This window comes from Streptomyces sp. NBC_01017 (assembly GCF_045162795.1).
Lineage (GTDB): Bacteria > Actinomycetota > Actinomycetes > Streptomycetales > Streptomycetaceae > Streptomyces > Streptomyces machairae.
Genome location: NZ_CP108683.1, coordinates 1800459 through 1825488, shown reverse-complemented (window position 1 = coordinate 1825488; position 25030 = coordinate 1800459). Strand labels below are relative to the sequence as shown.

The 25030-nt window shown below is 70.8% G+C and carries 19 protein-coding genes and 1 pseudogene; 10 read left to right on the top strand and 10 right to left on the bottom strand.

Going from position 1 to position 25030, the window contains the following annotated elements; translation table 11 throughout:
* Positions 1-9: 9 nt before the first annotated feature.
* Positions 10-1023: a glutathione S-transferase family protein gene (locus OG331_RS08610; protein ID WP_406193632.1), complete on the bottom strand. Its 1014-nt coding sequence runs from the start codon at positions 1021-1023 to the stop codon at positions 10-12.
* A 120-nt stretch (positions 1024-1143) separates the two neighbouring features.
* On the opposite strand from OG331_RS08610, the gene OG331_RS08605 reads away from it, so the two are divergent.
* On the top strand, positions 1144-2115 hold the full coding sequence (locus OG331_RS08605; RefSeq protein ID WP_406193630.1) for a cation diffusion facilitator family transporter: 972 nt from the start codon (positions 1144-1146) through the stop codon (positions 2113-2115).
* A 108-nt stretch (positions 2116-2223) separates the two neighbouring features.
* On the opposite strand, the gene OG331_RS08600 is transcribed toward OG331_RS08605, so the two are convergent.
* Positions 2224-2673, bottom strand: coding sequence for a nitroreductase family deazaflavin-dependent oxidoreductase (locus OG331_RS08600; RefSeq protein WP_406193628.1), 450 nt, complete (start codon positions 2671-2673; stop codon positions 2224-2226).
* A gap of 82 nt (positions 2674-2755) precedes the next feature.
* Positions 2756-3382, bottom strand: coding sequence for a LysE family transporter (locus tag OG331_RS08595; RefSeq protein ID WP_406193626.1), 627 nt, complete (start codon positions 3380-3382; stop codon positions 2756-2758).
* A 329-nt stretch (positions 3383-3711) separates the two neighbouring features.
* Between OG331_RS08595 and OG331_RS08590 the strand changes: the two genes are divergently transcribed.
* Both OG331_RS08590 and OG331_RS08585 read left to right on the top strand, forming a co-directional pair.
* The gene (locus OG331_RS08590) at positions 3712-4920 is read left to right on the top strand and encodes a cytochrome P450 (protein WP_406193624.1); all 1209 of its coding nucleotides are present in this window, start codon (positions 3712-3714) and stop codon (positions 4918-4920) included.
* A gap of 51 nt (positions 4921-4971) precedes the next feature.
* Positions 4972-5172, top strand: a complete 201-nt coding sequence (locus OG331_RS08585) for a ferredoxin (RefSeq protein WP_406209845.1) — start codon at positions 4972-4974, stop codon at positions 5170-5172.
* 358 nt (positions 5173-5530) lie between these two features.
* On the opposite strand, the gene OG331_RS08580 is transcribed toward OG331_RS08585, so the two are convergent.
* Positions 5531-6082, bottom strand: coding sequence for a TetR/AcrR family transcriptional regulator (locus OG331_RS08580; RefSeq protein WP_406193622.1), 552 nt, complete (start codon positions 6080-6082; stop codon positions 5531-5533).
* Between the two features lie 108 nt (positions 6083-6190).
* On the opposite strand from OG331_RS08580, the gene OG331_RS08575 reads away from it, so the two are divergent.
* The 3 genes from OG331_RS08575 (at position 6191) to OG331_RS08565 (ending at position 8295) form a co-directional block, all read left to right on the top strand.
* Positions 6191-6649 (top strand): nuclear transport factor 2 family protein, encoded by a 459-nt coding sequence (locus tag OG331_RS08575; RefSeq protein ID WP_406193620.1) that lies wholly within the window; start codon positions 6191-6193, stop codon positions 6647-6649.
* Positions 6650-6680: 31 nt separating this feature from the next.
* A complete protein-coding gene (locus OG331_RS08570; RefSeq protein ID WP_406193618.1) occupies positions 6681-7214 on the top strand; it encodes a flavoprotein in 534 nt (177 codons plus the stop codon).
* Positions 7215-7326: 112 nt separating this feature from the next.
* On the top strand, positions 7327-8295 hold the full coding sequence (locus OG331_RS08565) for an aldo/keto reductase (RefSeq protein WP_406193616.1): 969 nt from the start codon (positions 7327-7329) through the stop codon (positions 8293-8295).
* Positions 8296-8322: 27 nt separating this feature from the next.
* On the opposite strand, the gene OG331_RS08560 is transcribed toward OG331_RS08565, so the two are convergent.
* Positions 8323-9144 carry a phytanoyl-CoA dioxygenase family protein gene (locus OG331_RS08560; RefSeq protein WP_406193614.1) on the bottom strand — a complete coding sequence of 274 codons (822 nt, stop codon included), beginning with the start codon at positions 9142-9144 and terminating at the stop codon, positions 8323-8325.
* Between the two features lie 64 nt (positions 9145-9208).
* On the opposite strand from OG331_RS08560, the pseudogene OG331_RS08555 reads away from it, so the two are divergent.
* Positions 9209-10130, top strand: a pseudogene (locus tag OG331_RS08555) (helix-turn-helix domain-containing protein).
* 345 nt (positions 10131-10475) lie between these two features.
* On the top strand, positions 10476-12710 hold the full coding sequence (locus OG331_RS08550; protein WP_406193612.1) for a ricin-type beta-trefoil lectin domain protein: 2235 nt from the start codon (positions 10476-10478) through the stop codon (positions 12708-12710).
* 16 nt (positions 12711-12726) lie between these two features.
* Here the strand turns inward: OG331_RS08550 and OG331_RS08545 are convergent, their stop codons facing one another.
* Together OG331_RS08545 and OG331_RS08540 are read right to left on the bottom strand one after the other, a co-directional pair.
* The gene (locus OG331_RS08545) at positions 12727-13413 is read right to left on the bottom strand and encodes a DUF4232 domain-containing protein (RefSeq protein ID WP_406193610.1); all 687 of its coding nucleotides are present in this window, start codon (positions 13411-13413) and stop codon (positions 12727-12729) included.
* A gap of 52 nt (positions 13414-13465) precedes the next feature.
* Positions 13466-15844: a SpoIIE family protein phosphatase gene (locus OG331_RS08540; protein ID WP_406193608.1), complete on the bottom strand. Its 2379-nt coding sequence runs from the start codon at positions 15842-15844 to the stop codon at positions 13466-13468.
* A 190-nt stretch (positions 15845-16034) separates the two neighbouring features.
* Here OG331_RS08540 and OG331_RS08535 point away from each other — a divergent pair, with 190 nt between their 5' ends.
* Positions 16035-19142, top strand: a complete 3108-nt coding sequence (locus OG331_RS08535; protein WP_406193606.1) for a glycoside hydrolase family 2 TIM barrel-domain containing protein — start codon at positions 16035-16037, stop codon at positions 19140-19142.
* 150 nt (positions 19143-19292) lie between these two features.
* On the top strand, positions 19293-21536 hold the full coding sequence (locus OG331_RS08530) for a glycoside hydrolase family 9 protein (RefSeq protein WP_406193604.1): 2244 nt from the start codon (positions 19293-19295) through the stop codon (positions 21534-21536).
* A 69-nt stretch (positions 21537-21605) separates the two neighbouring features.
* On the opposite strand, the gene OG331_RS08525 is transcribed toward OG331_RS08530, so the two are convergent.
* The 3 genes from OG331_RS08525 to sigJ form a co-directional block, all read right to left on the bottom strand.
* Positions 21606-22394 carry an acyl carrier protein gene (locus OG331_RS08525; protein ID WP_406193602.1) on the bottom strand — a complete coding sequence of 263 codons (789 nt, stop codon included), beginning with the start codon at positions 22392-22394 and terminating at the stop codon, positions 21606-21608.
* Between the two features lie 147 nt (positions 22395-22541).
* Positions 22542-24020, bottom strand: a complete 1479-nt coding sequence (locus OG331_RS08520; RefSeq protein ID WP_406193600.1) for a cytochrome bc complex cytochrome b subunit — start codon at positions 24018-24020, stop codon at positions 22542-22544.
* The gene (gene sigJ, locus OG331_RS08515) at positions 24017-24949 is read right to left on the bottom strand and encodes an RNA polymerase sigma factor SigJ (protein WP_406193598.1); all 933 of its coding nucleotides are present in this window, start codon (positions 24947-24949) and stop codon (positions 24017-24019) included. Before sigJ ends, OG331_RS08520 begins: the two co-directional genes overlap by 4 nt.
* Positions 24950-25030: the final 81 nt, after the last annotated feature.

Sequence of the window (25030 nt, the reverse complement as noted above, 5' to 3'; positions counted from 1 at the left end):
CTTCGTCGGTCAGGGCCGCCCGTGCGCCGGTACCCGCTCGGCCTCGGGGACCGGCCCTGGCGGTGTCCCGTCGCCGAACGGCCTGCCGCCCAGCTCCTGACGGTGATGCGGCGTCAGCCAGCCCGACAGGTCCGGCCCCAGCGGCACGATGCCGGTCGGGTTGATGCCGCTGTGGACTTCGTAGTAGTGCCGTTTGATGTGGTCGAAGTCGACGGTGTCACCGAACCCCGGCGTCTGGTAGAGGTCGCGGACGTACGCCCACAGCACCTGGTTCTCCGTCAACTTCCAGCGGTTGCACTTGAAGTGGCCGTGATAGGCGGCGTCGAAACGGACCAGAGTGGTGAACAGCCGGATGTCCGCCTCGGTGATGGTGTCGCCGACCAGATAGCGCTGCCCGGCCAGTCGCTCCGCCAGCAGCTCAAGCCGCCGGAACAGTCGCGCGTACGCGTGCTGGTACTCCTGCTGCCCGGTGGCGAAGCCCGCCCGGTACACCCCGTTGTTGACGTCGTCGTAGACGTCCGCCATCACGGCGTCGATCTCGTCCCGCAGCGCCTTCGGGTAGAGGTCGGGTGCCCCCTCGCGGTGCAGGGCCGTCCACTCGGTGGCGAGGTCGATGGTGATCCGCTGATAGTCGTTGGTGACGAGCCGGCCGCTGGGCACGTCCACGATGGCGGGCACGCTGACGCCGCCCGGGTAGTCGGTCTCCCGCTTGTCGTAGGCCTCGCTGAGGTAGCGGATGCCGAGTACCGGGTCGCGGTCGTCGGGGTCCAGCGTGAAGCGCCAGCTGCGGTCGTCCTGGATGGGGTCGGCGACGGCCAGGGACAGGGCGTCCTCCAGGCCGAGCAGCCGCCGGGACACCAGTGACCGGCTCGCCCACGGGCAGGCACGGCTGACCACCAGACGGTAGCGCCCCGCCTCCACCGGCCAGCCGTCCCGCCCGTCCGCGGTGATCCGGTCCGTGAAGTGGGCCCTGGACCGCTGGAATTTCTTCCTCCCGTAGGCGGTGTTGCCCCCGCCGCTCATGACCTGGCTCCTCTCTGCCGTACGCGTCTGCCGTATGCCGGGTTCCCCGATCTCACCGAGTCCCCCGAAATCCGCCGACGGCACGGTGTGAGCCCCATCGACCGGGGCAGTCGGTGACAAATGAGCAGCACCTCCACAGAACCGAAGACCGACCACAGGACCCGTGTCACCGTCCTGGTGGCTCTCGCGGCCAATCTCGTCATCGCCGTCGCCAAGGCGGTCGGCGGACTCCTGGCCCAGTCGCCCGCGCTGCTGTCGGAAGCGGCGCACTCCGTGGCGGACAGCCTGAACGAGGTCTTCCTGCTGGCCGCGCTGCGCCGCAGCCGCCGGCCCGCGGACGCCCGCCATCCCTTCGGCTACGGCAAGGAGCGCTTCTTCTGGTCGCTGCTCGCGGCCGTCGGCATCTTCGTGATGGGTGGGTGCTTCTCCTTCTTCCAAGGCTTCGAGGCACTGCGCGGCGGCGGCGAGGAGACGTTCACCGGGTATGTGGCGGGCATGGTCGTGCTCGGTGTCGCCTTCGTCGCCGAGGGCCTGTCGCTGCTGCGGGCGCTGTACCAGGTACGCCGGCAGGGCGGCGCCGCGGACGGACTGCGTGACCCCGCCCTGCGCACGGTCGTGGCCGAGGACGGCACGGCGGTGATCGGCGTGACCCTCGCCTTCGCCGGCATGGCGTTGCACATGGTCACCGGGCAGGTCGTGTGGGAGGCGTCCGCGTCGCTCGCGATCGGCGCACTGCTCGTCTTCGTCGCCTACCGACTGGGCCGCGACGCCCGCGACCAGCTGATCGGGGAGGCCGCCGACCCGGAGGCCGCCGGCCGGATCCGGGCGCTGCTGGAGGCACAGCCCGAGATCGACAGCGTGGAAGCCCTGCTCACGATGAAGACAGGACTGGAAACGGCCCTGGTGGCGGCCCGGGTCGATCTGGTGCCCGGGATCGACAGCGAGCAGGTGGAGGAGGTCGCCGTCCGCATCAAGCGGTCCATCGCCCGGACCGTGGCCGAGGCGGACCAGATCTTCCTCGACGTGACCGAACGCTCCGCGCGCGAGGCACAAGGAAGCCCCGCCGCGACGGGGGAACGCGGCGGGGCCTGACGCACGTGTGCCCGGCGAACGGGGGTTCATGCGTTCCCCGGGAGAAAAAGTTTCCGGAGCCCCGATCAGTCCCTGCGGGAGGTCCGGTCCGGCCTTCCCGGGGCCTGATCAGTCCTGGTCGAACGGCTCCAGGACGAACACCGGGATCACCCGGTCCGTCTTCTGCTGGTACTCGGCGTACGGCGGATACGCCTCCACGGCCCGCTCCCACCACTCGTCCTTCTCCGCACCGGTGATCTCGCGGGCCTTCATGTCCCGCTTCACCGCGCCGTCCTGGAGCTCCACGTGGGGGTCGCCCTTGACGTTGTGGTACCAGACCGGGTGCTTGGGCGCCCCGCCGAGCGAGGCCACCGCGGCATAGCGGCCGTCGTGCTCCACGCGCATCAACGGCGTCTTGCGGATCTTTCCGCTCCTGGCGCCCCGGGTCGTGAGGAGGATGACGGGCAGCCCCGTGTTCATCAGGGTCGTGCCCTCGGTGCCGCCGGAGTTCTCGTACAACTCCACCTGATCGCGGACCCATTTGGTGGGGCTGGGCTCGTACTCGCCGTCAAGAGGCATGGCATCGGTCCCATCGTCGTGTCCTGGTACTGACTGACGTCGTGCTGTAACACCGTTGCGTGCAAGATTCATCCTGCGGCGACTACACCAGCATCCGCACGCCCAACGCCAGCATCACGCCGCTCGACACCAGCGCCGTCACCAGCCGCCCGCGCGGCCCCGTCAGTACGCGCCCCAGCAGCGCCCCGCCCCCGGCGAGCAGCAGCTGCCAGCTCGCCGACGCGGCGAAGGCGGCCAGGACGAAAACGCCCTGGTCCAGGGGATGCACGGGGCCCGTCGCACGGGTGCCGAGGACGAGGGCCGCGAAGTAGATCACGGTGGTCGGGTTGAGCAGGGTGATGCCGAGCAGCGCCAGGTAGGCGCGCGCCGGGCTCGGAGGAGGCGGGGTGGAGCGGGCGGTGGCGAGCCGGTGGTCGCGGTACCGGCGTACGGCGGTGGCCGCGCCCCGTACCGCGAGCGCGGCCAGCACCAGGGCGCAGGCCCAGCGCAGCGGCACCAGCACCGGACGCAGCGCGGCCGCCAGTGCGGAGCCGCCGAGGGTGGCGACGAGGGCGTAGAGCCCGTCGGCGGTCGCGACGCCGAGCGCGGCACAGATGCCGGTCCTGAGGGATGTGCGGGCGGTGAGGGAGACGAGGTAGGTCGCGACCGCGCCGACAGGGATGGCGATGCCATAGCCCGCGAGCAGTCCCGCGACGAGCGCGGCGGTCACGACGTGGGAAGCGTCGGCCTCCACGGTCGGCCGGGCTGCTGCTGGAACGGCACCGGGCGAAGGGTGTCGGTCAGCGGCAGGAAGGCGATGGTCTTGGGCATGGCCGGATTGTGCGGGTGGTGGCCGATCGCCGACAAGCGAATATCTCCGGTAGCTCCGGCCGGGCGGGACCGCGATCGAAGTTCTGTGCGATCTTCACCCGCTCCGTGCGACCATCCCCGGCCAGATTGCCCGTGCGGCTGATCTGGCCGAACTTGACGTCGTCCATTGGATGCCCCAGGCATCTAATGAAGATCGGCACGACGCACTCTTCGTCTGTGAGGTCTTCCATGACGGACATGACGGAATCCCACACCGTCGCCTTCCCCCAGAGCCGCACCTGTCCGTATCACCCGCCCACCGCCTACGACCCCCTGCGCGACGCGCGCCCGATGGCCCGCGTGAAGCTCTACGACGGCCGGCTCGTCTGGCTGGTCACCGGCCACACGCTGGCCCGCACCCTGCTGGCCGACCGGCGCCTGTCCACCGATCCCAACCGGCCCGAATTCCCGGCGACCAACGCCCGGTTCGCAGAGGTCCGCCGCCGGAAGACCGCGCTGCTGGGCGTCGACGACCCCGAGCACCGCGTCCAGCGGCGGATGATGATCCCCAGCTTCACCCTCAAGCGCGCCGCCGAACTGCGTCCGCGGATCCAGAGAATCGTGGACGAGCGGATCGACGCGATGATCGCCCAGGGGCCGCCCGCCGAGCTGGTGAGCGCGTTCGCCCTGCCGGTGCCGTCGATGGTGATCTGCGCCCTGCTCGGCGTCCCCTACACGGACCACGAGTTCTTCGAGGGCCAGTCCCGCAGGCTGCTGCGCGGGCCGACGGCCGCCGACTCGATGGACGCGCGCGGTCGCATGGAGGCCTACTTCGAGGAGCTCATCGAGCGCAAGCAGAAGCAGGGGGAGGCGGCCGACGGCGTCCTGGGCGAACTCGTCCACCAGCAGCTGAGCAACGGCGATCTGGACCGCGAGGAGCTCATCGCCATGGCGATCATCCTGCTGGTCGCCGGCCACGAGACGACCGCCAACATGATCTCCCTGGGCACTTTCACCCTCCTCCAGCACCCCGACCGTCTGGCCGAGTTGCGCGCCGACCCTGGACTGCTGCCCGCCGCGGTCGAGGAGCTCATGCGGATGCTGTCGATCGCCGACGGGCTGCTGCGGGTCGCCGTCGAGGACATCGAGACGGACGGCGAGACGATCCGCGCGGGCGACGGCGTGCTCTTCTCGACCTCGGTCATCAACCGCGACGAGGCCGTCTACCCCGACCCCGACACCCTGGACTGGCACCGCCCGGCCCGCCACCACGTCGCCTTCGGCTTCGGCATCCACCAGTGTCTCGGCCAGAACCTGGCCCGCGCCGAGATGGAGATCGCCCTGCACACGCTCCTCGACCGCCTGCCGACCCTGCGGCTTGCGGTCCCCGCGGAGGAAATCCCCTTCAAACCCGGCGACACGATCCAGGGGATGCTGGAACTCCCCGTGACCTGGTAAGAGGCTCCGGTCATGCACAACGAAACGCGCGAAACGCGTGAAGCAGACGAAATGCACATCGACATCGACCACGACCTCTGCGTCGGCGCCGGGCAGTGCGCCATGGTCGCCCCGTCCGTCTTCACCCAGGACGACGACGGCTTCAGCGCCCTGATCGCCGGCCGCGAGGACGGCGGCGGCGACCCGATGGTGCGGGAGGCCGCCCGGGCCTGCCCGGTCAGCGCCATCACCGTGTCGGAAACGGGGAGTTGACGCCTGACGCATCCAGTACGGCCCGGCCGGCCCGCAGCCCCGTCGCCGCACTCGGCGGCAGGGCTGCGGGGGTCGAGCCCGGCGGACGCCGGGTACCGGCGGGAACGCCTCACCGACCTGGCGGTGCCGGCCGAGTCCGGCCCTGGGCCGTGTCCGTAAGGCCCCGCCTGCCCCGCGACGTCTGGCACGCTCCCTCAGCGCCTTAAGGGCATGGGAGGTAGTACCCCCACTCGCCGCACCGGGCGAAGCCCCGAGTACGTCCACCATTGCAAGGGGCTCCGCCCGGCACGCCGGGAGCACGCACCGGACGCCGCGGGGCCCGCCCTCCGGGCGGACCACGGGACTCTGCGGACCCGGCCTAGCGCGCCGCCAGCAGTGCCCGCGCCGCTTCCCGGGCCTCGGCCGCCGGTCGCGTACTGCCCGTGATGCCTGCCGTGACCATGGCGCCCTCGGCCAGCAGGTACAGCTGCCCGGCCAGGGCGTCGGGCAGTTCCGCTGCCGTCACCAGTGAGCCGAGGTAGTCCCGGAACGCCTGCTTGTGTGCCCGGACCTGCTCCGCCACCCGCTCCGACCGGGCGCCCAGTTCGCCGTACGAGTTGATCCAGGCGCACCCGCGGAAGTCCGTCTCACCGAACCATTCCTCCAGCCAGGCGAAGACGGCCAGGAGCCGTTGCTCGGGGTCCGCCTGTCGCTCCACGTGGGCGGCGAGCTGCCCGCGCCAGCGCACGTCGCGTCGTTCCAGATACGCCTCGACCAGCTGCTCCTTCGCCGGAAAGAGCTGGTAGAGGCGCTTCAGCGAGACCCCGGACGCGCTCCGGATGTCGTCCATGCCGACGGACTGGATGCCGCGGCCGTAGAACAGCTTCTCCGCGGCGTCCAGTGCCTGCACCCGGGCGGTCGTGCTGTCCATGTACGGCCTCTCCTTGACTTGAGAACGAGCGTTCTCCTACGGTAGCAGCCAAGCGGGAGAACGCACGTTCTCCCTGCCTCTGCCGCCGTTTCGACCCCGGAGGACGACATGACCGACCGACCGCCCCTGCCGCCGTTCACCCGCGAGAGCGCCGCACAGAAGGTGCAGGCCGCCGAGGACGCCTGGAACACCCGTGACCCGCACAAGGTGGCGCTCGCCTACTCGGAGGACTCGGTCTGGCGCAACCGCGACACCTTCGTCACCGGCCGCGCCGGGATCGTCGAGCTCCTCACCGCCAAATGGGCGCGCGAGCAGGAGTACGCGCTGCGCAAGGACCTGTGGGCCTTCGACGGCGACCGCATCGCGGTCCGCTTCCAGTACGAGTGCCAGGACGCCGACGGCCGGTGGTGGCGGTCGTACGGCAACGAGTTGTGGGAGTTCGACGAGCACGGGCTGATGACCCGGCGCGAGGCGAGCATCAACGACGTGTCGATCGAGGAGAAGGACCGCCGGATTTTCGGCCCCCGGCCCGAGACCGAGCGCGGGCTCACCTTCCCGCTGCAGTAGGCCCGTTGAGGAGGTTGAGTAGGGTTCCCGGGTGACCCAACAGGCCCAGAAACCCTTCCTCCACGTCGTCGTCTGCGCCGCCGGGATCGCCGCGGACGTCAGCAAACTGATCACCGCCGCGCAGGAGCGGGACTGGGAGGTCGGCGTCATCGCGACCCCGGTCGCCATGAACGGCTTCTTCGACACCGCAGCCGTCGAGGCCCGGACCGGCCGCCCGATCCGCTCGGCCTGGCGCACGCCCGCCGACCCGCGTCCCTTCCCCCCGCCGGACGCCGTCGTCGTCGCCCCGGCCACCTTCAACACGATCAACAAGTGGGCCGCCGGCATCGCCGACACCCTCGCCCTGGGCACCCTGTGCGAGGCGTCCGGCCTCGGCGTCCCCGTCGCCGTGCTCCCCTGCGTCGCCGACGCGCTCACCACCCATCCCGCCTACGGGGACAGCCTGATACGGCTGCGAGGGATGGGTGTGCGCTTCGGGGAACCGTACTCCGGCGAGGCGGGAGAGGACGGCGGGCGGCCGGAGTTCGGGTGGGAGCGGGCGCTCGATCTGCTCGATCGCGGCTAGCCGCGGCCCGGTGACGAGAACCCGCGGGGCGCCCCGGACGGAACCGGCGTCGCATGCACCCAACCACGTACGCTCCCCCTGATACCCCATCCCGAAGGCAGGAGCAGCAACGATGCAGTACGTGAAGCTCGGTTCGACGGGCCTGGACGTGTCGCGGATCTGTCTGGGCTGCATGACCTACGGGCTCCCCGACCGCGGTGCGCACGAGTGGACCCTCGACGAGGAGGCGTCGCGGCCGCTGATCCGGCAGGCGCTCGACGCCGGTATCAACTTCTTCGACACCGCGAACGTCTACTCCGACGGCACCAGCGAGGAGATCGTCGGCAAGGCGCTGCGCGACTTCGCCCGCCGGGACGAGATCGTGCTGGCCACGAAGGTCAACGGCCGGATGCGGCCCGGTGCCAACGGCGCCGGCCTCTCCCGCAAGGCCATCATGACCGAGATCGACCACAGTCTCGCCCGCCTCGGCACCGACTACGTCGACCTGTACCAGATCCACCGCTTCGACCCGCACACCCCGGTCGAGGAGACGATGGAGGCGCTGCACGACCTGGTCAAGGCGGGCAAGGTGCGTTACATCGGGGCGAGTTCGATGTACGCCTGGCAGTTCTCCAAGATGCAGTACACGGCCGAGCGGCACGGCTGGACGAAGTTCGTCTCCATGCAGAACTACTACAACCTCCTCTACCGCGAGGAGGAGCGCGAGATGCTGCCGCTCTGTGCCGACCAGGGCGTAGGCGTGCTCCCGTGGAGCCCGTTGGCGCGCGGCCGGCTCACCCGGGACTGGGGCACGGTCACCGACCGCAGCGCGAGCGACAACTTCGGCAGCCGACTGTACGTCGACAGCGACCGGGTCGTCGTCGAGGCCGTCACCCGCGTGGCGAACGAACGCGGCGTTCCGCGCGCCCAGGTCGCCCTCGCCTGGGTGCTGCACCAGGACACGGTGACGGCCCCGATCATCGGCGCCGCCAGGCCGCAGCACCTGAAGGACGCGGCGGCCGCGGTCGAACTGGAGCTCACGGAGAAGGAGTTGGAGGAGCTCCAGCAGCCGTATGCGCCGCATCCGGTCATCGGTCACTGACCACTCGGTGAGCGAATGGTTCACCGACTAGTGGGGCCCGTGCGGCGAGAACTCGGTGCCGCACGGGCCCGCCCCTTCACTTTCGGCCAACGGCACACGAGCTCCGCTCATCGACAGAGTCCGGTAGTGCTCGCCGATGCGCTCGGTCGAACGCCCCACGTAGTGGCCGATGAACGAACGGCGGAACCGGTCCTGCGTGCGGTTGGGCTGTGAACCGTGCACGAGGCTGCCGTTGAAGAACAGGACGTCCCCCGGTTCCATGTCGACGGGCACGGCCGCCAGACCGGGCGGCGGCGGGACGTACTCCCGGGCGAAGGACACCTCGGCGTCCGCCGTCTCCGGGCAGAACACATCCATCTCGTGCGTGCCGGGGACGACTTCGAGCCCGCCGTTGTCCCGGTCGATCACATCGCAGGCGATCCACGCCGCCACACAGGTGCCCGGCTCGACCCGCAGATAGAAGTTGTCCTGGTGCAGCGCCTGCCCCCGGGCGCCCGGCGGCTTGAAGTAGAACATGCTCTGTGCCGCCAGCACCTCCTCCCCGAGCAGCACCTCCAGCACGCCGCGCAGCCGGGCGTCGAGCAGCACCCGCAGGGGCAGCTCGTCGATCTCGTGCGGGTGCATCACCCTCGGGTACGCCCGTAGCGGGTCGCTGTCGGACGGACGCGGCTCGAAGTGCCCGGGCACCGGCCCGGCCGCGTGCAGCGCCGCGAACCGGGTGCACAACCGGTCGATCTCGTCGCGGCCGAACAGTCCGCGTACGACCGTGAAGCCGTCCTCGCGGAACCGGCGGAGCCCGGCCTCGGGCAGGATGGGGGCGTCGGGGGCGCCCATGTCCGTGGCTGTCATGCGTGCACTCCTCGGTCAGGTGTCCTCACACGGTCCACGCTAGGCCGACGTCTGCCCGAGGGGGATGACTGTGAGCGCTGACGGATTGCCCGAGGCTGCTGCACCCGGCGATCCCGCACCGCCGCCGGGCCTGGTGGTGGTCGGCCACTTCGACCAGCCGCCGGGGTACGGGATCAGCCGGCCGCGAGGGGCCGACAGCTGGCTGTTCACCTGGACGACCGGCGGACAGGGCCGCCTGCGGCACGGGAGCACCGAGGCGCGGGCCGGGGCGGGGGACCTGGTGGTGCTGGCGCCGGGCGTCGCGCACGGCTATGGGGTGGCCCATGGGCGCGCCGCACTGGGCCTTCTGGTGGGTGCACTGCCAGGCCCGCCCCTCCTGGCGCTCCTGGCTGCGCCCGTACGACGCCGGTGAGGGGATGTACGTCGTCGCGCCGACGCCGGACGCCGTGCACGGCCGTATCGAGGCGGCGTTTCGCCGGATGCTCGACGACGCCCGCTGGACCGGCACGGAGGCCCCGCCGGTGACGACGCCTGGGGAGGAGTCGGTCGCCGTGGCGCACGGCACCGCGGCCCGCGAGCTCGCCCTGTGCTCGCTGGAGGAGGTGGTCCTGCTCACCGCGGGCACCGCGCCGACCCGGCCGCCCCGGCCCGGCGTGGACGCCCGGGTGCGTCGCGCGCAGGCGCTGATCGCCGCCGACCCGGCCGCCCCGCACACCGTCCGCTCGCTCGCCGAGCACGTCGCGCTCTCGCCCTCCCGGTTCGCCCACCTCTTCACCCAGCAGCTCGGGCAGTCCCCGATGCGCGTGTTGCGTGAGGCGCGGCTACGGCACGCCGCCCGGCTGCTGGAAAGCACGGACCTGTCCGTGGAACGCGTTGCGGCCGCCTCGGGGTTCGCCAGCCCGTTTCACTTCAACCGCGTGTTCCGTGACCGGTACGGGAGACCGCCGGGCGCCTACCGGGGGAGTGGCCCAATGGTTGGCGCATGACTTGTGAAGGAGGGGTGAAGGCGGGTGCATCCGTATGACCAGGCAAAAAAGTGGGAGATCACCTGCTCAATGGTTCCCCGGGGGCGGCCCGAAACGGCGTTGAGTGAATACCGTTTCCAATTGCCTTGCCGATGGCCCGAAATGTCAAGGCACTTATTGACCGCTCGTCAAATAGTGATCGCCGGGCACGCAATGCGCAAAAACTGGAACCGGTTGTTCTCTGCCCCTGACCTGTGCAAAGGTGTGTCTCGCTCCCCCCGCGCCCGCGCTTCACAAGAGCCGCGTCCGGAGCATACTCATTGGTATGGACCTTCAATGCCGCATGCCCTCCGGAGGAATGCCGCCGTGCGTGACGCAGGCCTGTCGAATTCCCCCAGCGACGCCCGCCTCTTTGATGCGACGGATGCTCAACTGAGCGCCGAGCTGAAGAAGTGGACGGGGGTGACGCCGGCGCTGCATCCCGTCGGTGAACTCCTCGACAGGCACTGGGAAGCGGGATTCGCCTACGCACGGCTGTGCACCGCCGACGCCCGGTCCGCGGGAATGCTCACCACCGCGGCATTCACCCGGCTTTTCGGTGAAACGCTGCGACAGACCGGCCCGACGGCCGCTTGGCGCCCCCAACTTCTCGTCACCGTGCGCCGTATCGCGGCCGAGTGGGACACCGATCGCAGGCGCGAGTTGCTCCACCCCTCGCTGCAGTCCGAGGCGGAGGGCGCCGAGCGCGTGGCCGCCCGGCTGCTGCCGCCCGCGAACCGCCGGCTGCTGTCCGGCGCGTTCCAGCGGCTTCCCCAGTCGGCCCGCTGTCTGCTGTGGCACACCGAGGTCGAGGCCGAACCGCTCGCCGTACCGGCCGCCCTCCTCGGCCTCGACGCGGAGTCCGCCCGCCTCGAACTGGGCCGCGCCAACGAGCGGTTGCGCGAGGAGTGCCTCCAGGTCCACCGTGAACTCGCCCCCGAGCACGAGTGCCGGCAGTACCTGCGGATGCTGGACGTGACGTACCGGCGCGGCGGCGTCGACGTCGACCCCGACCTGCGCGGGCACCTGGACCGCTGCGGGCACTGCAGCGACGCCGCGGGCCAGCTCACCTTCTTCAACGACGGACTCGGCCCCGCACTTGCGGAGGCGGTGCTCGGCTGGGGTGCGCGGGACTATCTGGAGTCGAGAGCGAGACAGGCCGAGGAACCGGCCGAGGCGGAGCCGGCCGCGGCACCGCCGATCGTCGGCGAGTCGTTCTTCGCGGACGGCGCCGCCGCTTTCGCGCCACCGGGCGATGCCTCTGCTGCCGCCCCGGGAAGTGCTCCCGTCTCCCCGATGAATTCCCGTGCCGCTGCGGGCCGAAGCCGGCGTGCCGCTGCCGCGGAGAGCTTCGCCGGCGGTGGTGAGCCGCCGGCCCCCGCCGGCGAGTCATCGGCCTTCCCGGGCCGGCCCGCCGCCCCTGCCGGTGAGCCGTTCACGGCGGCAGGCGAGCCCTTCGCCCCTGCGGGCGAGCCTTTTGCCGCCCCGGACATGGTGTCCTCCCCTGCGGAGGCCGGCCCCCGAACCACCGGTAGGGCCGCCCGCAGGACGGCTCGCAGAACGTCCCCCGCCACCGCCCCGCGTTCCGGCGCCACCCGCACCTGCACCGGTCGTGTGGCCCTCAAGGCCGCCCGTCGTGCCGCCCGGCGCCGCAACCTCACCGCGGCCGTCGCGACCGTCAGCGCCCTCGTGGTCCTCCCGCTCGTCATCTGGTCCACCAACGGTTCCGGGGACGGTTCCGCTCCCGCCGCGAACGACCGCCCCACCGAGACTCCCGGCCCCGGCACCGGCTCCGCCACCAGCAACCCCTCCTGGGCGGGCGCCGCCGAGGCCGCGAAGGGCGAGCTGCGAGGCCGGCTGTACAACATCGGGTCCGGGCTCTGTGTCGGCGTCGTCGGCGGGAAGGCCGTCAAGAACGCGGAGACCGAACTCACCAAGTGCTCCGCGGCGGCGGCCGGTCAGCAGTGGTCGTACGAGACCGACGGACTGGTGCGCAGCGGCGCGAACCCCGATCTGTGCCTCGACTCCCACCTCGGCTATTCGGTCCGGCTGGCCCCCTGCACGGGTGCCACCGACTCGGCGACCAAGAACGTCCGCTACGACTTCACACTCCAGGGCACCCTGGTCCCGCGCTTCAACCAGGACCTCGCCCTGAGCCCCGCCGCCACCGACGGTTCGGGCGCGCTGGTCCTCAAGACCCGCGAGGACGACAGTGACGCCCAGCACTGGGTGGTCGACACGTCGCAGCCGGAGCTCCAACTGGAGGTGGTCAACTGGGACTCGGAGGCGGAGAGGGCGAAGTCGGCCGACCCGACCCCGACCCCCCGGCCGTCGAGGACGCCGACGCCCGAGCCGGCCCCCTCCGCAACGCCGACGGCATCGCAGCCGACGACCACGAGCCCGACCCCGACCGACGCGTCCTGCTACTACGACCCGTACTCCTGCTCGTCGGACGGCCAGAACGGCTGGTCCGGCGGATATGGCGGCTACGGAGGGTATGGCGGCTACGACGGCTATGGCGGACACGGCGGCTACGGATACGGCGGTGGCGGTCGCCGCTGAACCGACGTCCGACTGATCAGCCGCCGGTGCCGGGCTGGAACACCGTCAGCCGCACCGAGGACTCGTTCCCGGCCACGGGCACCTCACCCGCCGTCCACGCCACCTCGATCGACTCCCGCTCGTCGGGCGGCGTCACGAGCAGCGCCGCCGGCAGGGCCGTACGGGCCCCGCTGATCTCGGGGCTGGCGAAGGACAGCCCCGCCCAGGCGCTTCGGCCCGGGGCCAGCGTGACGGCCGTCGGCGTGTCGGGGGAGCGTTTCGGGTCCGGGCCGAGTTGCTTCCCGGACGCGTCCACGAAGGCGGCACCGGGGTAGCCGCGGACCGTGCAGGTGCGGTCGGTCGTATTGGTCAGCACGATCGGGAAGTTGCGCTGTCCGGCGCCCGGACTGGGGCGGCCGATCTTTGCGCGCAGCTCGGAGGTGTGGCAGCGCGGGGCGGCGGCGCCCGACTGGGTCACAGGACTGCCGGTGTCGGCGGGGCCCGTCCCGGTCGTGGCAGGCCCGGTGGTGCCGGGCCCCGTCGGGGGGCTCCCGGTGTCGGCCGTGGGCGGGCCGGTCGTACGGCTGCTCGTGCCGGCCGGTGTCTGTGCCGGGCTCGTGGAGTCGCCGCCGTCGGCGCAGCCGGCCAGCAGGGTCACCAGCGCGAGGGCGCTCACGAGGGGAGTCGCCCGATGCAAGGGGTGGAGTGTCCGTGCACGTCCCATGTCTGTCACGACTCCCCGTTTTCCGGCCGAGTAGTCACCCGACATCAAGGAGTCACACCTCGCCGAGGAGCCCGATCTCCGCCCAGATGGTCTTGCCGTCCGGCGTGTGCCGGCTGCCCCAGCGCTGGGTCAGCTGAGCGACCAGCAGCAGTCCGCGGCCGCCCTCGTCGAAGATCTTGGCGCGGCGCAGATGCGGTGCCGTGTGGCTGGTGTCGGACACTTCGCAGATCAGCGTCCGCGCGTCATGGATCAGCCGGAGCCGGATGGGGTGGATGCCGTAGCGGATGGCGTTCGTGACCAGCTCGCTCACCACCAGCTCGGCCGTGAACGACGCCTCGCTCAGATTCCAGACGTCGAGCTGCTCCAGGACCTGCTTGCGGATGGGTGCGACCAGCGCCGGGTCCGCCGGGATGTCCCAGGTCGCGACCCGGGAGGCGGGCAGCCCCTGGGTACGGGCCAGCAGCAGGGCCACGTCGTCCGCGACGCCCCCCGTCGGGAGCAGGGCGCTCAGGACGCGGTCGCAGGTCTCCTCCAGGGAGTCGGAGGAGGCCGCCAGCGCGTGGCACAGGAGCGCGTGGCTGGCGTCGACGTCACGCACCCGGGTCTCGATCAGGCCGTCGGTGTAGAAGGACAGCACCGTGCCCTCGCGCAGCTCGACCTCCGTGGACTCGAACGGCAGCCCGCCCAGGCCCAGCGGCGGTCCGGCGGGCAGCTCGATCTCCTGCGGCTCGCCGCCGGGCGGGACCATGACGGGCGAGGGGTGTCCGGCCCGGGCCAGCGTGCAGCGCCGGGAGACCGGGTCGTACACCGCGTACAGACAGGTGGCGCCGACGTCGCCGGAGCTGCCCTCGGTGCCCGCCTCGTCGGACAGCCGCACGACCAGGTCGTCGAGGTGGGTCAGCAGCTCGTCGGGCGCGAGGTCGATGTCCGCCAGGGTGCGCACGGCGGTGCGCAGCCGGCCCATGGTGGCCGAGGCCTGGACGCCGTGGCCGACCACGTCCCCGACGACCATCGCCACCCGCATCCCGGACAGCGGGATCACGTCGAACCAGTCACCGCCCACGCCGGAGCGCGCCGCCGGGAGGTAGCGCGAGGCCGCTTCGAGGGCCGCGGTGCGCGGCAGGGACCGGGGCAGCAGGCTGCGCTGCAGGGCGAGGGCGGTCTCGCGTTCACGGGAGTAGCGGCGGGCGTTGTCGATGCAGACGGCCGCGCGTGCCGTGACCTCCTCGGCCAGCAGCACGTCGTCGGGCGTGAACGGCTCGGGATTCTTGAACCGGCTGAGCACGGCGACCCCGAGGGTGGTGCCGCGGGCCTGGATCGGTACGGACATGGTGGTGTGGATGCCGTAGGCCTTGACGCGCTCGGCGCGTTCGGGGTCCCAGGAGAGCCACTGCGTGAGGTCGTCGGTCGAGGTCGAGGCCACGATGGTGTGGCCCGCCAGCAGCGCGTCCGCCTGGGGCGACGGGGTGGGATACACATCCACATGACCCGGCTCGACAACGGCTTCGGGGTTGCCCGTGTTGATGGACCGGTGGGCGGCGCGGCGCAGGTCGATCGGGGCGGTCGGCCGGCCGGTGGGTGCTTCGCCGCCGTGCTCCGGCGGGTCCAGCAGATCGACGCTGACGAAGTCGGCGAGCGCGGGGACGCAGATGTCCGCCAGCTCCTGGGCCGTGCGTGTGACATCGAGGGTGGTGCCGATGCGGACGCTGGCCTCGTTCACCAGTTGCAGCCGCTCCTGGGCCATGTACTGCTCGGTGAAGTCGTGCGCGGCGACGGACACGCCGCGCACCCGCCCCTTGGCGTCGGTGATCGGGGCCATGCGCGCCAGCCAGGCGTGCGTCCGGTCACCGCCGACCGGGATGTACGTCCGTACGTTGGTGCCCTGGCCCGTGGTGAGCACGCGAAGGAGGTGCCGCTCGATGTCGTAGCTCTGACGTCTGCCCGTCAGCTCGGGCGCCCGCAGCCCCCGCACATGCTCCTCGGAGAGTTGGAGGACCTCCGCCATGACGTCGTTGATCCTGCGCAGCCGGAGCCGTTCGTCATAGATCGCGATGGCGCAGGGGGAGTCGAGGAGCCCGACGTGGTCCAGCGGATCGTCCGGCGGACGGGGGCCCTGCCCTTCGAGCGGCGTGACCACGAGCCAGCGAAAGGGGCCGCCGTGCTCCGGCCGTACACGGTGGGCGAGCGCCCACACGGACTGCGTGCCGCCGTCGCGGCGGCGCAGGGTGAGGATGCCGTCCCAGCGGTCGCCCGGCGGGGGGTCGCTTCCCTGCCGGTCGGCCAAGAGTTCCGCGGCCGGGCGCCCCACGACGTCGGCGGCCCGGTGGCCCAGCAGCCGCTCGGCGCCGGCGCCCCACTCGACGAGCACACCGTCGTCGTCGATGACCGCCCGGGCCGTCGCGGCCTCGTCGAACGGATACTCCGGGCTCATGCTCGCCACTCCAACGCGCACACTCACGGTGAACAAGCGTGTCAGCTGGGCTCCAGCCTAGTGCGTCGGCGACTCGCCCGTACCGGAACAATCGTGCGCACCCTTGACTGCCCGGCATCAGGTCCCGTCAGAATCTGTTTGTTCACGATCGCTTGTGAGTACTTCTGGGTCCTGATGAGGGAGAGTCGCCATGACAGTCACTCGAAGATCGTTACTGCTCGCCTCCACGGCCGCTCCGGCGGCCGGAGCGTTGCTGAGCACCCCGCCGGCGCAGGCCGCCGAGGCCACGGGGGCCGGCGCCGCCGCGTCCGGCCGCCGAACCGTCCCCCTGCGCGACGGCTGGCGCTTCGCCCTCGTGAACCCGGGCGACATCACCGACCCCACCGGTGCCTACGCCGACGCCGCCCAGCCCGGTTACGACGACTCGGACTGGCGCGAGGTCGCGGTGCCGCACGACTGGAGCATCGAGTTCGCCCCCACCACCGAGCACGGCACCACCAGCGGCACCGGATTCTTCCCCGGCGGCCTCGGCTGGTACCGCCTCGCCTTCACCCTGCCGCCCTCCCTCGCGGGCAAGCGGATATCGGTGGAGTTCGACGGCGTCTACATGGACTCGTACGTCCACTGCAACGGCAAGGAGGCCGGCCGCCACCCCTACGGCTACACCGGCTTCGCCTTCGACCTCACGGACCTGCTGCACACCGACGGCACCACCGAGAACGTGCTCGCGGTCAAGGTGCAGAACCGGCTGCCCAGCAGCCGCTGGTACTCGGGCAGCGGCATCTACCGCGAGGCCCGCCTGGTCGTCACCGAGCCGGTGCACGTGGAGCGCTGGGGTACGTACGTCACCACGCCGGAGATCACCGGGAAGCGGGGCGTCGTCCACGTCCGTACCTCGGTGGTGAACGCGTCCGGCGGCGGCACGGACGTCGAGGTCGTCTCGCGGATCGTCGACCCCGGCGGCCGTACGGTCGCGCGTACGTCCTCCACGATCGCCGTCACCGACAAGGCGACCGCAACCCATGAACTCACCGTCCCCGAGCCGAAGTTGTGGGACTTCGCGACCCCGCACCACCGCTACATCCTGAGGACCGACCTGCGCGTCGGCGGCGGAACGACCGACACCTGTCGCACGCCCTTCGGCTTCCGCACCTTCCGCTTCGACCCGGATGAGGGCTTCCACCTCAACGGCGCCCACAGCAAGATCAAAGGCGTCGATCTCCATCACGACCTGGGCGCCCTCGGCGCGGCCGTCAGTATCGACGCCATCCGCCGGCAGCTGACCATCATGAAGTCGATGGGCGTCAACGCCTTCCGCACCTCCCACAACCCGCCCTCGCCGGAGATGATCCAGGTCTGCGAGGAGTTGGGCATCGTGATGCTGGTGGAGGCGTTCGACTGCTGGAGGACCGGCAGGACGCGCTACGACTACGGTCGCTTCTTCGACGAGTGGGCCGAGCGCGATGCCACCGAGATGGTGCTGGCGGCCCGCAACTCGCCCGCCGTCCTGATGTGGTCGATCGGCAATGAGGTCCCCGACTCCACGTCCACCGCCGGGCTCGCCATGGCAGACCGGATCATCGACGCCATCAAGGCCGCCGACGACACCCGTCCGCTCGTCATCGGCTCCGACAAGTACCGCCGGCTCCCCGCCAAGGGCTCGGCGGCCGACCTGATGCTGGCCAAGCTGGACGGGCTCGGCCTGAACTACAACACCGCCAAGTCGGTGGACCAGCTGCACGACGCCTACCCGCATCTGATCCTCTTCGAGTCGGAGTCGTCCTCCGAGACGTCCACGCGTGGGACGTACCAGGAGCCCGACCGCCTCAACACCGGCGAGAACCACACGCCGGGCGGGCGTGCGACCTCCTCGTACGACAACAACCTCGCCTCCTGGACCATGAGCGGCGAGTACGGGCACAAGAAGGACCGGGACCGGAAGTGGTTCGCCGGGCAGTTCCTGTGGTCGGGCATCGACTACCTCGGCGAACCCACGCCGTACGACGTCTTCCCGGTGAAGGCCTCCTTCTTCGGCGCGGTCGACACGGCCGGCTTCCCGAAGGACATGTACCACCTCTTCCGGAGCCAGTGGATCAGCGAGCCGATGGTCCACCTGGTGCCGATGACCTGGAACCACGAGGAGGGCGACACGGTCGAGGTGTGGGCGTACTCCAATGTCGACACCGTGGAGCTGTTCCTGGGCGGGCAGTCCCTCGGTACGCGGACGTTCGACACCAAGAAGACCGTCGACGGCCGGACCTACCTGGAGACCACCGAGGCGACCGGCGACGACAAGACCTTCACCGACGGCCCCTACCCGGGCAGCTACACCAGTCCCAACGGCAGCGCGGGCAAACTCCACCTCACCTGGCAAGTGCCGTACAAGGCGGGGGAGTTGAAAGCCGTGGCCCGCAAGGGCGGCAAGGCCGTCGCCACCGACGTGCTGCGCACCGCCGGCGCACCGAAGGCCGTACGGTTGCGTGCCGACCGCAAGTCCCTTGCCGCCGACGGCCGTTCACTGGTCTTCGTGACCGCCGAGGTCGTCGACGCCCGTGGCGTCGTGGTGCCCGACGCCGAGGACCTGATCGCCTTCGAGGTGACGGGAGGCTCGCTCGCCGGGCTCGACAACGGACGGGAGGAGAGCGCCGAGCGCTACCAGGCCAGTACGCGTACCGCGTTCCACGGCAAGGCGCTGGCGATCGTGAGGTCCGGTACGAAGGCGGGCGCCCTGAAGGTGACCGCACGGGCCGAAGGCCTGCGCACGGGCAGCGTGGCGGTGCGGACGACTCCGGCACGGCCGGCCGCGCTCACCCCGGCCGCGGTGTTCGAGCCGGACCATCCGGCGCCCCCGAACCACCCCTATGCAGACGCCAGTTACTCCGGCCGCCCGGACACCCTCCCGGCCGCCATGCTCGACGGTGACCCTGCCACCGGCTGGTCCAACGGCTTCTCCAAGGCGGCCACAGCCCTGCTGCCCGCCTTCGACGGAGCCCGGCCCGAGGGCTGGGTCTTGGTGGACTTCGGGCGGACGCGGACCTTCGCCCGGGTGGAGGTCTCCTTCACTGTCGACGCCACGCACACGCTGCCCGCGTCGGTGGTGGCCGAGGTGTGGGACGGCCGGCGGTACGTGCCGGTGGAGGGGGCGGCCGTGGAGTGGGCCACTGCCTCGGACGCGGCGACCGTCATCACCTTCGACGCCGCACGCGGGTCCCGGGTGCGGCTCAGCCTGGTCAGCGCTCATCCGGGGGAGACGCGAGGGGCGGTGCGCATCAGCAGGCTGGAGGTGCCGACGAGCTGAAGCGGTGAGCGGTCCGGACGGGGACCGGGCCCACCGGTTCCCGTCAGAACCGTTGACGGAGTGTCATGTCGCCGACAAGCATGGCTGCGTCCGCATCTGGGAGCGCTCCCACCGTGAGCGTCACCCGTACCTCCCCCGAGGAGCCCAGACGTGAAACGACGCAGAACCACCCTGTTGTCCCTGACGGCCCTGCTGGCGGCGGGACTCACCGCACTCCCGGCACCACCGGCCGGCGCCGAAGAGGTCGAGCAGCTCAAGAACGGCACCTTCGACACCACCACCGACCCATGGTGGGTGAGCAGCAACGTCAGCGCCGGCCTGTCCGACGGGCAACTCTGCGCCGACGTGCCCGGCGGGACCGCCAACCCCTGGGACGCGGCCGTCGGTCAGAACGACATCGCCCTGGTGAAGGGGGAGTCGTACCGCTTCTCCTTCACCGCCGACGGCTCGCCCGAGGGACATGCCGTGCGGGCGATCGTCGGTCTGTCGGCGGCGCCGTACGACACCTACTTCGAGGTGACGCCGCAGCTGAGCGTCTCCGGGAACTCCTACGCGTACACCTTCACCTCGCCCGTCGACACCCCGCAGGGCCAGGTCGCCTTCCAGCTCGGCGGCAGCACCGACGCGTGGCGCTTCTGCATGGACGACGCCTCGCTGCTGGGCGGTGTCCCGCCCGAGGTGTACGAGCCGGACACCGGGCCCCGGGTGCGGGTGAACCAGGTCGCCTATCTGCCCGCGGGGCCGAAGAACGCCACGCTGGTCACCGACGCGACCGGGAAGCTCCCCTGGCAGCTCAAGAACGCCTCCGGGACCGTCGTCGCGCACGGCTGGACCGTGCCGCGCGGCACCGACGCCTCCTCCGCGCAGAACGTCCACTCCATCGACTTCGGCGCCTACCGCAAGCAGGGTGAGGACTTCACGCTCGTCGCCGACGGTGAGACGAGCCGTCCCTTCGGCATCGGGACGGCCGCCTACGAGCGGCTGCGCCTGGACGCCGTGAAGTACTACTACACGCAGCGCAGCGGCATCGCGATCCGCGACGACCTGCGCCCGGGCTACGCCCGCCCCGCCGGACATGTCGACGTCGCACCCAACCGGGGCGACGGCAACGTGCCCTGCCAGCCGGGCGTCTGCGACTACCGGCTCGATGTCACCGGCGGCTGGTACGACGCCGGCGACCACGGCAAGTACGTCGTCAACGGCGGCATCTCCGTGTGGGAGCTGCTGAGCACGTACGAACGCGAACAGCTGGCCCGCACCGGGGAGCCGAAGAAGCTGCGTGACGGCACGCTCGCCATCCCGGAGAGCGGCAACAAGGTGCCGGACATCCTCGACGAGGTCCGCTGGGAGCTGGAGTTCCTGCTGAGGATGCAGGTGCCCGCGGGGCAGCCGCTGGCCGGCATGGCCCATCACAAGATCCACGACGAGCAGTGGACGGGCCTGCCGCTGCTGCCGAGCGACGACCCGCAGAAGCGGGAACTGCATCCGCCGTCCACCGCGGCGACCCTGAACCTGGCGGCGACGGCCGCGCAGGCGGCGCGCCTGTACCGGCCGTACGACGAGGAGTTCGCGGCGAAGACCCTCGCGGCCGCACGGAAGGCGTGGTCGGCGGCGCTCGCGCACCCCGACCGGTACGCCTCCGAGAGCGACGGCATCGGCGGCGGCACCTACGCCGACGACAACGTCACCGACGAGTTCTACTGGGCCGCGGCCGAGCTGTATCTCAGCACCGGCGAAAGGGAGTTCGCGGACCACGTCCTCAACTCCCCGGTGCACACGGCCGACATCTTCGGCCCTCTCGGCTACGACTGGGCCAGGACGGCGGCAGCGGCCCGGCTGGACCTCGCGACCGTGCCGAGCAGGCTGCCCGGCCGGGACAAGGTGCGCCAGTCCGTGATCAAGGGAGCGGACGGCTATGTGGCCACGCTGAAGTCACAGGCGTACGGCATGCCCTACGCCCCGCCGGAGAACCTCTACGACTGGGGATCCAACCACCAGATCCTGCACAACGCCGTCGTCATCGCGACCGCCTACGACATCACGGGTGCCTCGAAGTACCGCGACGGCGCCGTGCAGAGCATGGACTATCTGTTCGGCCGCAACGCGTTGAACATCTCGTACGTGACCGGCTACGGCGAGGTCAACTCCCGTAACCAGCACGCGCGTTGGTACGCCCATCAGCTCGATTCGAGGCAGCCGAATCCGCCGGTCGGCACGCTCGCCGGCGGGCCGAACTCGAGCATCCAGGACCCCTACGCACAGAGCAAACTCCAGGGCTGTGTCGGTCAGTTCTGCTACATCGACGACATCCAGTCCTGGTCGACGAACGAGCACACGATCAACTGGAACTCGGCCCTGACCCGGATGGCCTCCTTCGTGGCCGGTCAGGGATAGCCCGGAGCCGGGCCGTGCGCCCGCCGCCGCGAGACACGGCGGCGGGCGCACGGCAGCGACCGGAGGCTGTTACCGGGTGATGTTCTTGATCGGGAGCTCCTTGGTCGCCCCCGATATGTAGTAGTCCTTGGGCGCCGAGAACAGCACGAACTCGTTGTCGTAGCCGCGGACCGTGGTGTTGATCGTGAAGTTGCCGGCTGCGTCCGTGGTGGCCTGCGCCTGGTACTCGTTCTCGTAGTACTGCCGCAGGAACACCCGGGTGCCCTGGACCGGCCCGTGCCCGGCGGGCCAGGTGACCTTGCCGGTGACGGTCAGGCGCATACCGGCGCGCACGATGATGTTGCTGACCCGGTAGCTCAGGGAGCTCGCGACGGGCTGGACGCTCACCTCCGCGTCCGCGAACGCCATCTGGCCGTCGGTGGGGTTGTCCGTGTCGTACATGGCACGGAACATCACCTCGTGGCGGGGGTCGAGGTAGTGGCTGGGCCGGGTGTCCCAGCGGTCCGCCGGCACGTCCTCCAGCTTGAAGCGTCCCTCGGAGTCCGTGCGGACGGTGCCCAGGCCGCGGGTCTCCCATTCCGTCGGGTCGATGGGGTCGCCCCACGGGTTCCAGGTGTTGAACAGGACGGACTGTTCGAGCTGGACCGGGTGGTTCGCGGCCGGCTTCCCGTCCGGACCGGTCAGGGTCCCGGTCAGGTCGACCGTGCGGTGGTCGAAATCGGTGGTGTCGGTGCTGGTGGTGAGGGTCACGGTGTAGTCCCGGTCCGCCGAGTGGACGGACGGGACGACCACCGCGCTCGCGAGCAGGGTGAGGGCCGCCACGGCGATCGGTCGGGCGGCCGGTAAGCGCATACGCACGTGAACTCCGTTGTGGTGAGGCGTGATGTCGTGCCGGGAGCATGCGGGGGTGTGCCGGCATGGGTGTGACACCCGGGACGTCACCGGTGGTTGTACGGCATTTCAGAAATGCACCGCTCGTGCACCCGGTGTTCGGTGGCAGGTCACCTACTGGTTCCTCCGCGGCTCGTGCTCCACGAGTTGGCCCGGCCGTTCGTGGGCGGTCAGTGTGTGCAGGGCGGCCCGGTCCAGCGGCTGGTGCACCTCGACGTACTCGCCGTGCGGAAGCCGCTTGATCACACCGGTCTCCCGGCCGTGCAACACGCGCTCCCTGTCCTGGAGTTGGAGCCCCAGGCAGATGCGCCGGGTGACGACGAACACGAGCACCGGGACGGTCAGCACCGCGATGCGGACCGCCCAGGTCACCGCGTTGATCGACAGATGGAGCCGGGTCGCCACGATGTCGTTGCCGCCGCCGGCCAGGAGGATCAGATAGAGGCTGATCCAAGCGGCGCCGATGCCTGTGCGGACGGGGCGGTTGCGGGGGCGGTCGAGGAGGTGGTGCTCACGCTTGTCGCCGGTGATCCGGGCCTCCAGGAAGGGATACACGCCGATGAAGACGAGCAGCAGCGGGAAGACCACGACCGGGATCAGCACTCCGAGGACGAGCGTGTGGCCCCAAAGGCTGATCTCCCAGCCCGGCATGATGCGGACCAGCCCCTCCGCGAAGCCCAGATACCAGTCGGGCTGGGCGCCGGTGGAGACCTGGTCCGCGCGGTAGGGGCCGTACGACCAGACCGGGTTGATCGACGCCACCGCCGCGATCGGGGTGAGGGCGCCGAAGACCAGGAAGAAGAAACCCCCCGCCTTCGCCAGGTACACCGGCATGAACGGGGCGCCGACGACGTTGCGTTCGGTACGTCCGGGACCCGCGAACTGCGTGTGCTTGTGGTACACGACCAGCAGCACGTGCGCCACGACCAGCGCCGCCATGATGCCCGGGATCACCAGGATGTGCAGCGAGTAGAAGCGGGCCACGACGTCATGGCCCGGGAACTCCCCGCCGAACAGGAACATCGACAGATACGTCCCGACGATCGGGACGGACAACAGTGCCCCGTTCACGAACCGCAGGCCCGTCCCCGACAGCAGGTCGTCCGGCAGCGAGTAGCCGAACAGGCCCTCGAACAGGCCCAGGAACAGCAGGGTCCAGCCGAACAGCCAGTTGATCTCCCGCGGCTTGCGGAACGACCCCGTGAAGAAGTGCCGCATCATGTGCGTGAGCATCCCGGCGACGAAGACCAGCGCCGCCCAGTGGTGCAGCTGCCGCATCAGCAGCCCGCCCCGCACGTCGAAGCTGATGTCCAGCGTGGAGGCGTACGCCTCGGACATGCGGACGCCGTTGAGCGGCAGGTAACTGCCGTGGTACGTCACCTCGTTCATCGACGGATGGAAGAAGAGGGTGAGGTACACGCCCGTCAGGATCAGGACGACGAAGCTGTACAGGCAGATCTCGCCGAGCAGGAAGGACCAGTGGTCCGGGAAGACCTTGCGCAGATACTTCCGGCCGAGCGAGTGGACGCCGAGCCGCCCGTCGAACCAGTCCGCCACCCGCTCGCCCCTGCCGGGCAGCTCCCGGGCGCTCACGCGTCCTCCCGGTGCACATGCGTCAGCTTGTCCGGGTTGCTCACCACGTAGACGCCGGACACCCGGTCGCCGTCCGGCGTGAGATCCAGGACCAGGACGGCGTACGGCTCCTCGCCCTCGAACAGCACCACCGCGTCGTCACCGTTGACGCGCCGGTAGCGCAGGTCGAGGTTGCCGCCCCCACCGCCACCCCGGCGTGCGTACGAGCCGAACAGCCGGACCGCCTTGTCCCGGCCGTGCACCGGGCGCAGCCCCGCCGGCTTCCGCTTGCCGCCGCCGTCCGTCCACACCGTCACGTCCGGCGCGAGGATCTCCATCAGCGCGGCGATGTCCCCGCCCACCGCGGCCCGCACGAACCGCTCCGTCGCCTCCCGCCGCACCCGCGGATGCGCCTCGTACAGCGGCCGCCGCGCATGCACATGCCCCCGTGCGCGATGCGCCAGCTGCCGTACGGCCGCCGGGCTGCGGTCGATGATCTGCGCGATCTCCGTGTGCGGGTATCCGAACACCTCGTGCAGCACGAACACCGCGCGTTCCAGCGGCGTCAGCGACTCGAGGACGACCAGCATCGCCAGCGACACGGACTCGGTGCGCAGGGCAGGATCGTCGGCCCCGTCGTCCTCGCCGCCCGCGACCAGCGGCTCGGGCAGCCACGGGCCGACGTAGGTCTCCCGGCGACGGCTGATCGCGGCCCGCCGGGTCAGCGCGTGGTTGACTGCGATCCGCACGAGATACGCCCGCGGATTGCCGACCCCGTCGAGCGGCGCGCCCTCGTTCCGCGCCGTCCACGACAGCCAGGTCTCCTGCAGTACGTCCTCGGTGTCGGCGACGCTGCCGAGGATGTTGTAGACGACGCCGAACATCAGCTCGCGATGCTCGACGAAGACGCCGGTCGCGTCGTCGGTGACGGATATGGGGGTGTCGGACATGCGTGGGCCTCCCAGTGCGCGCTCACTACTGCGAGGTCCGCCGGGTGCCGGAATGTGACATCCCACCGTTGAATGTGACCC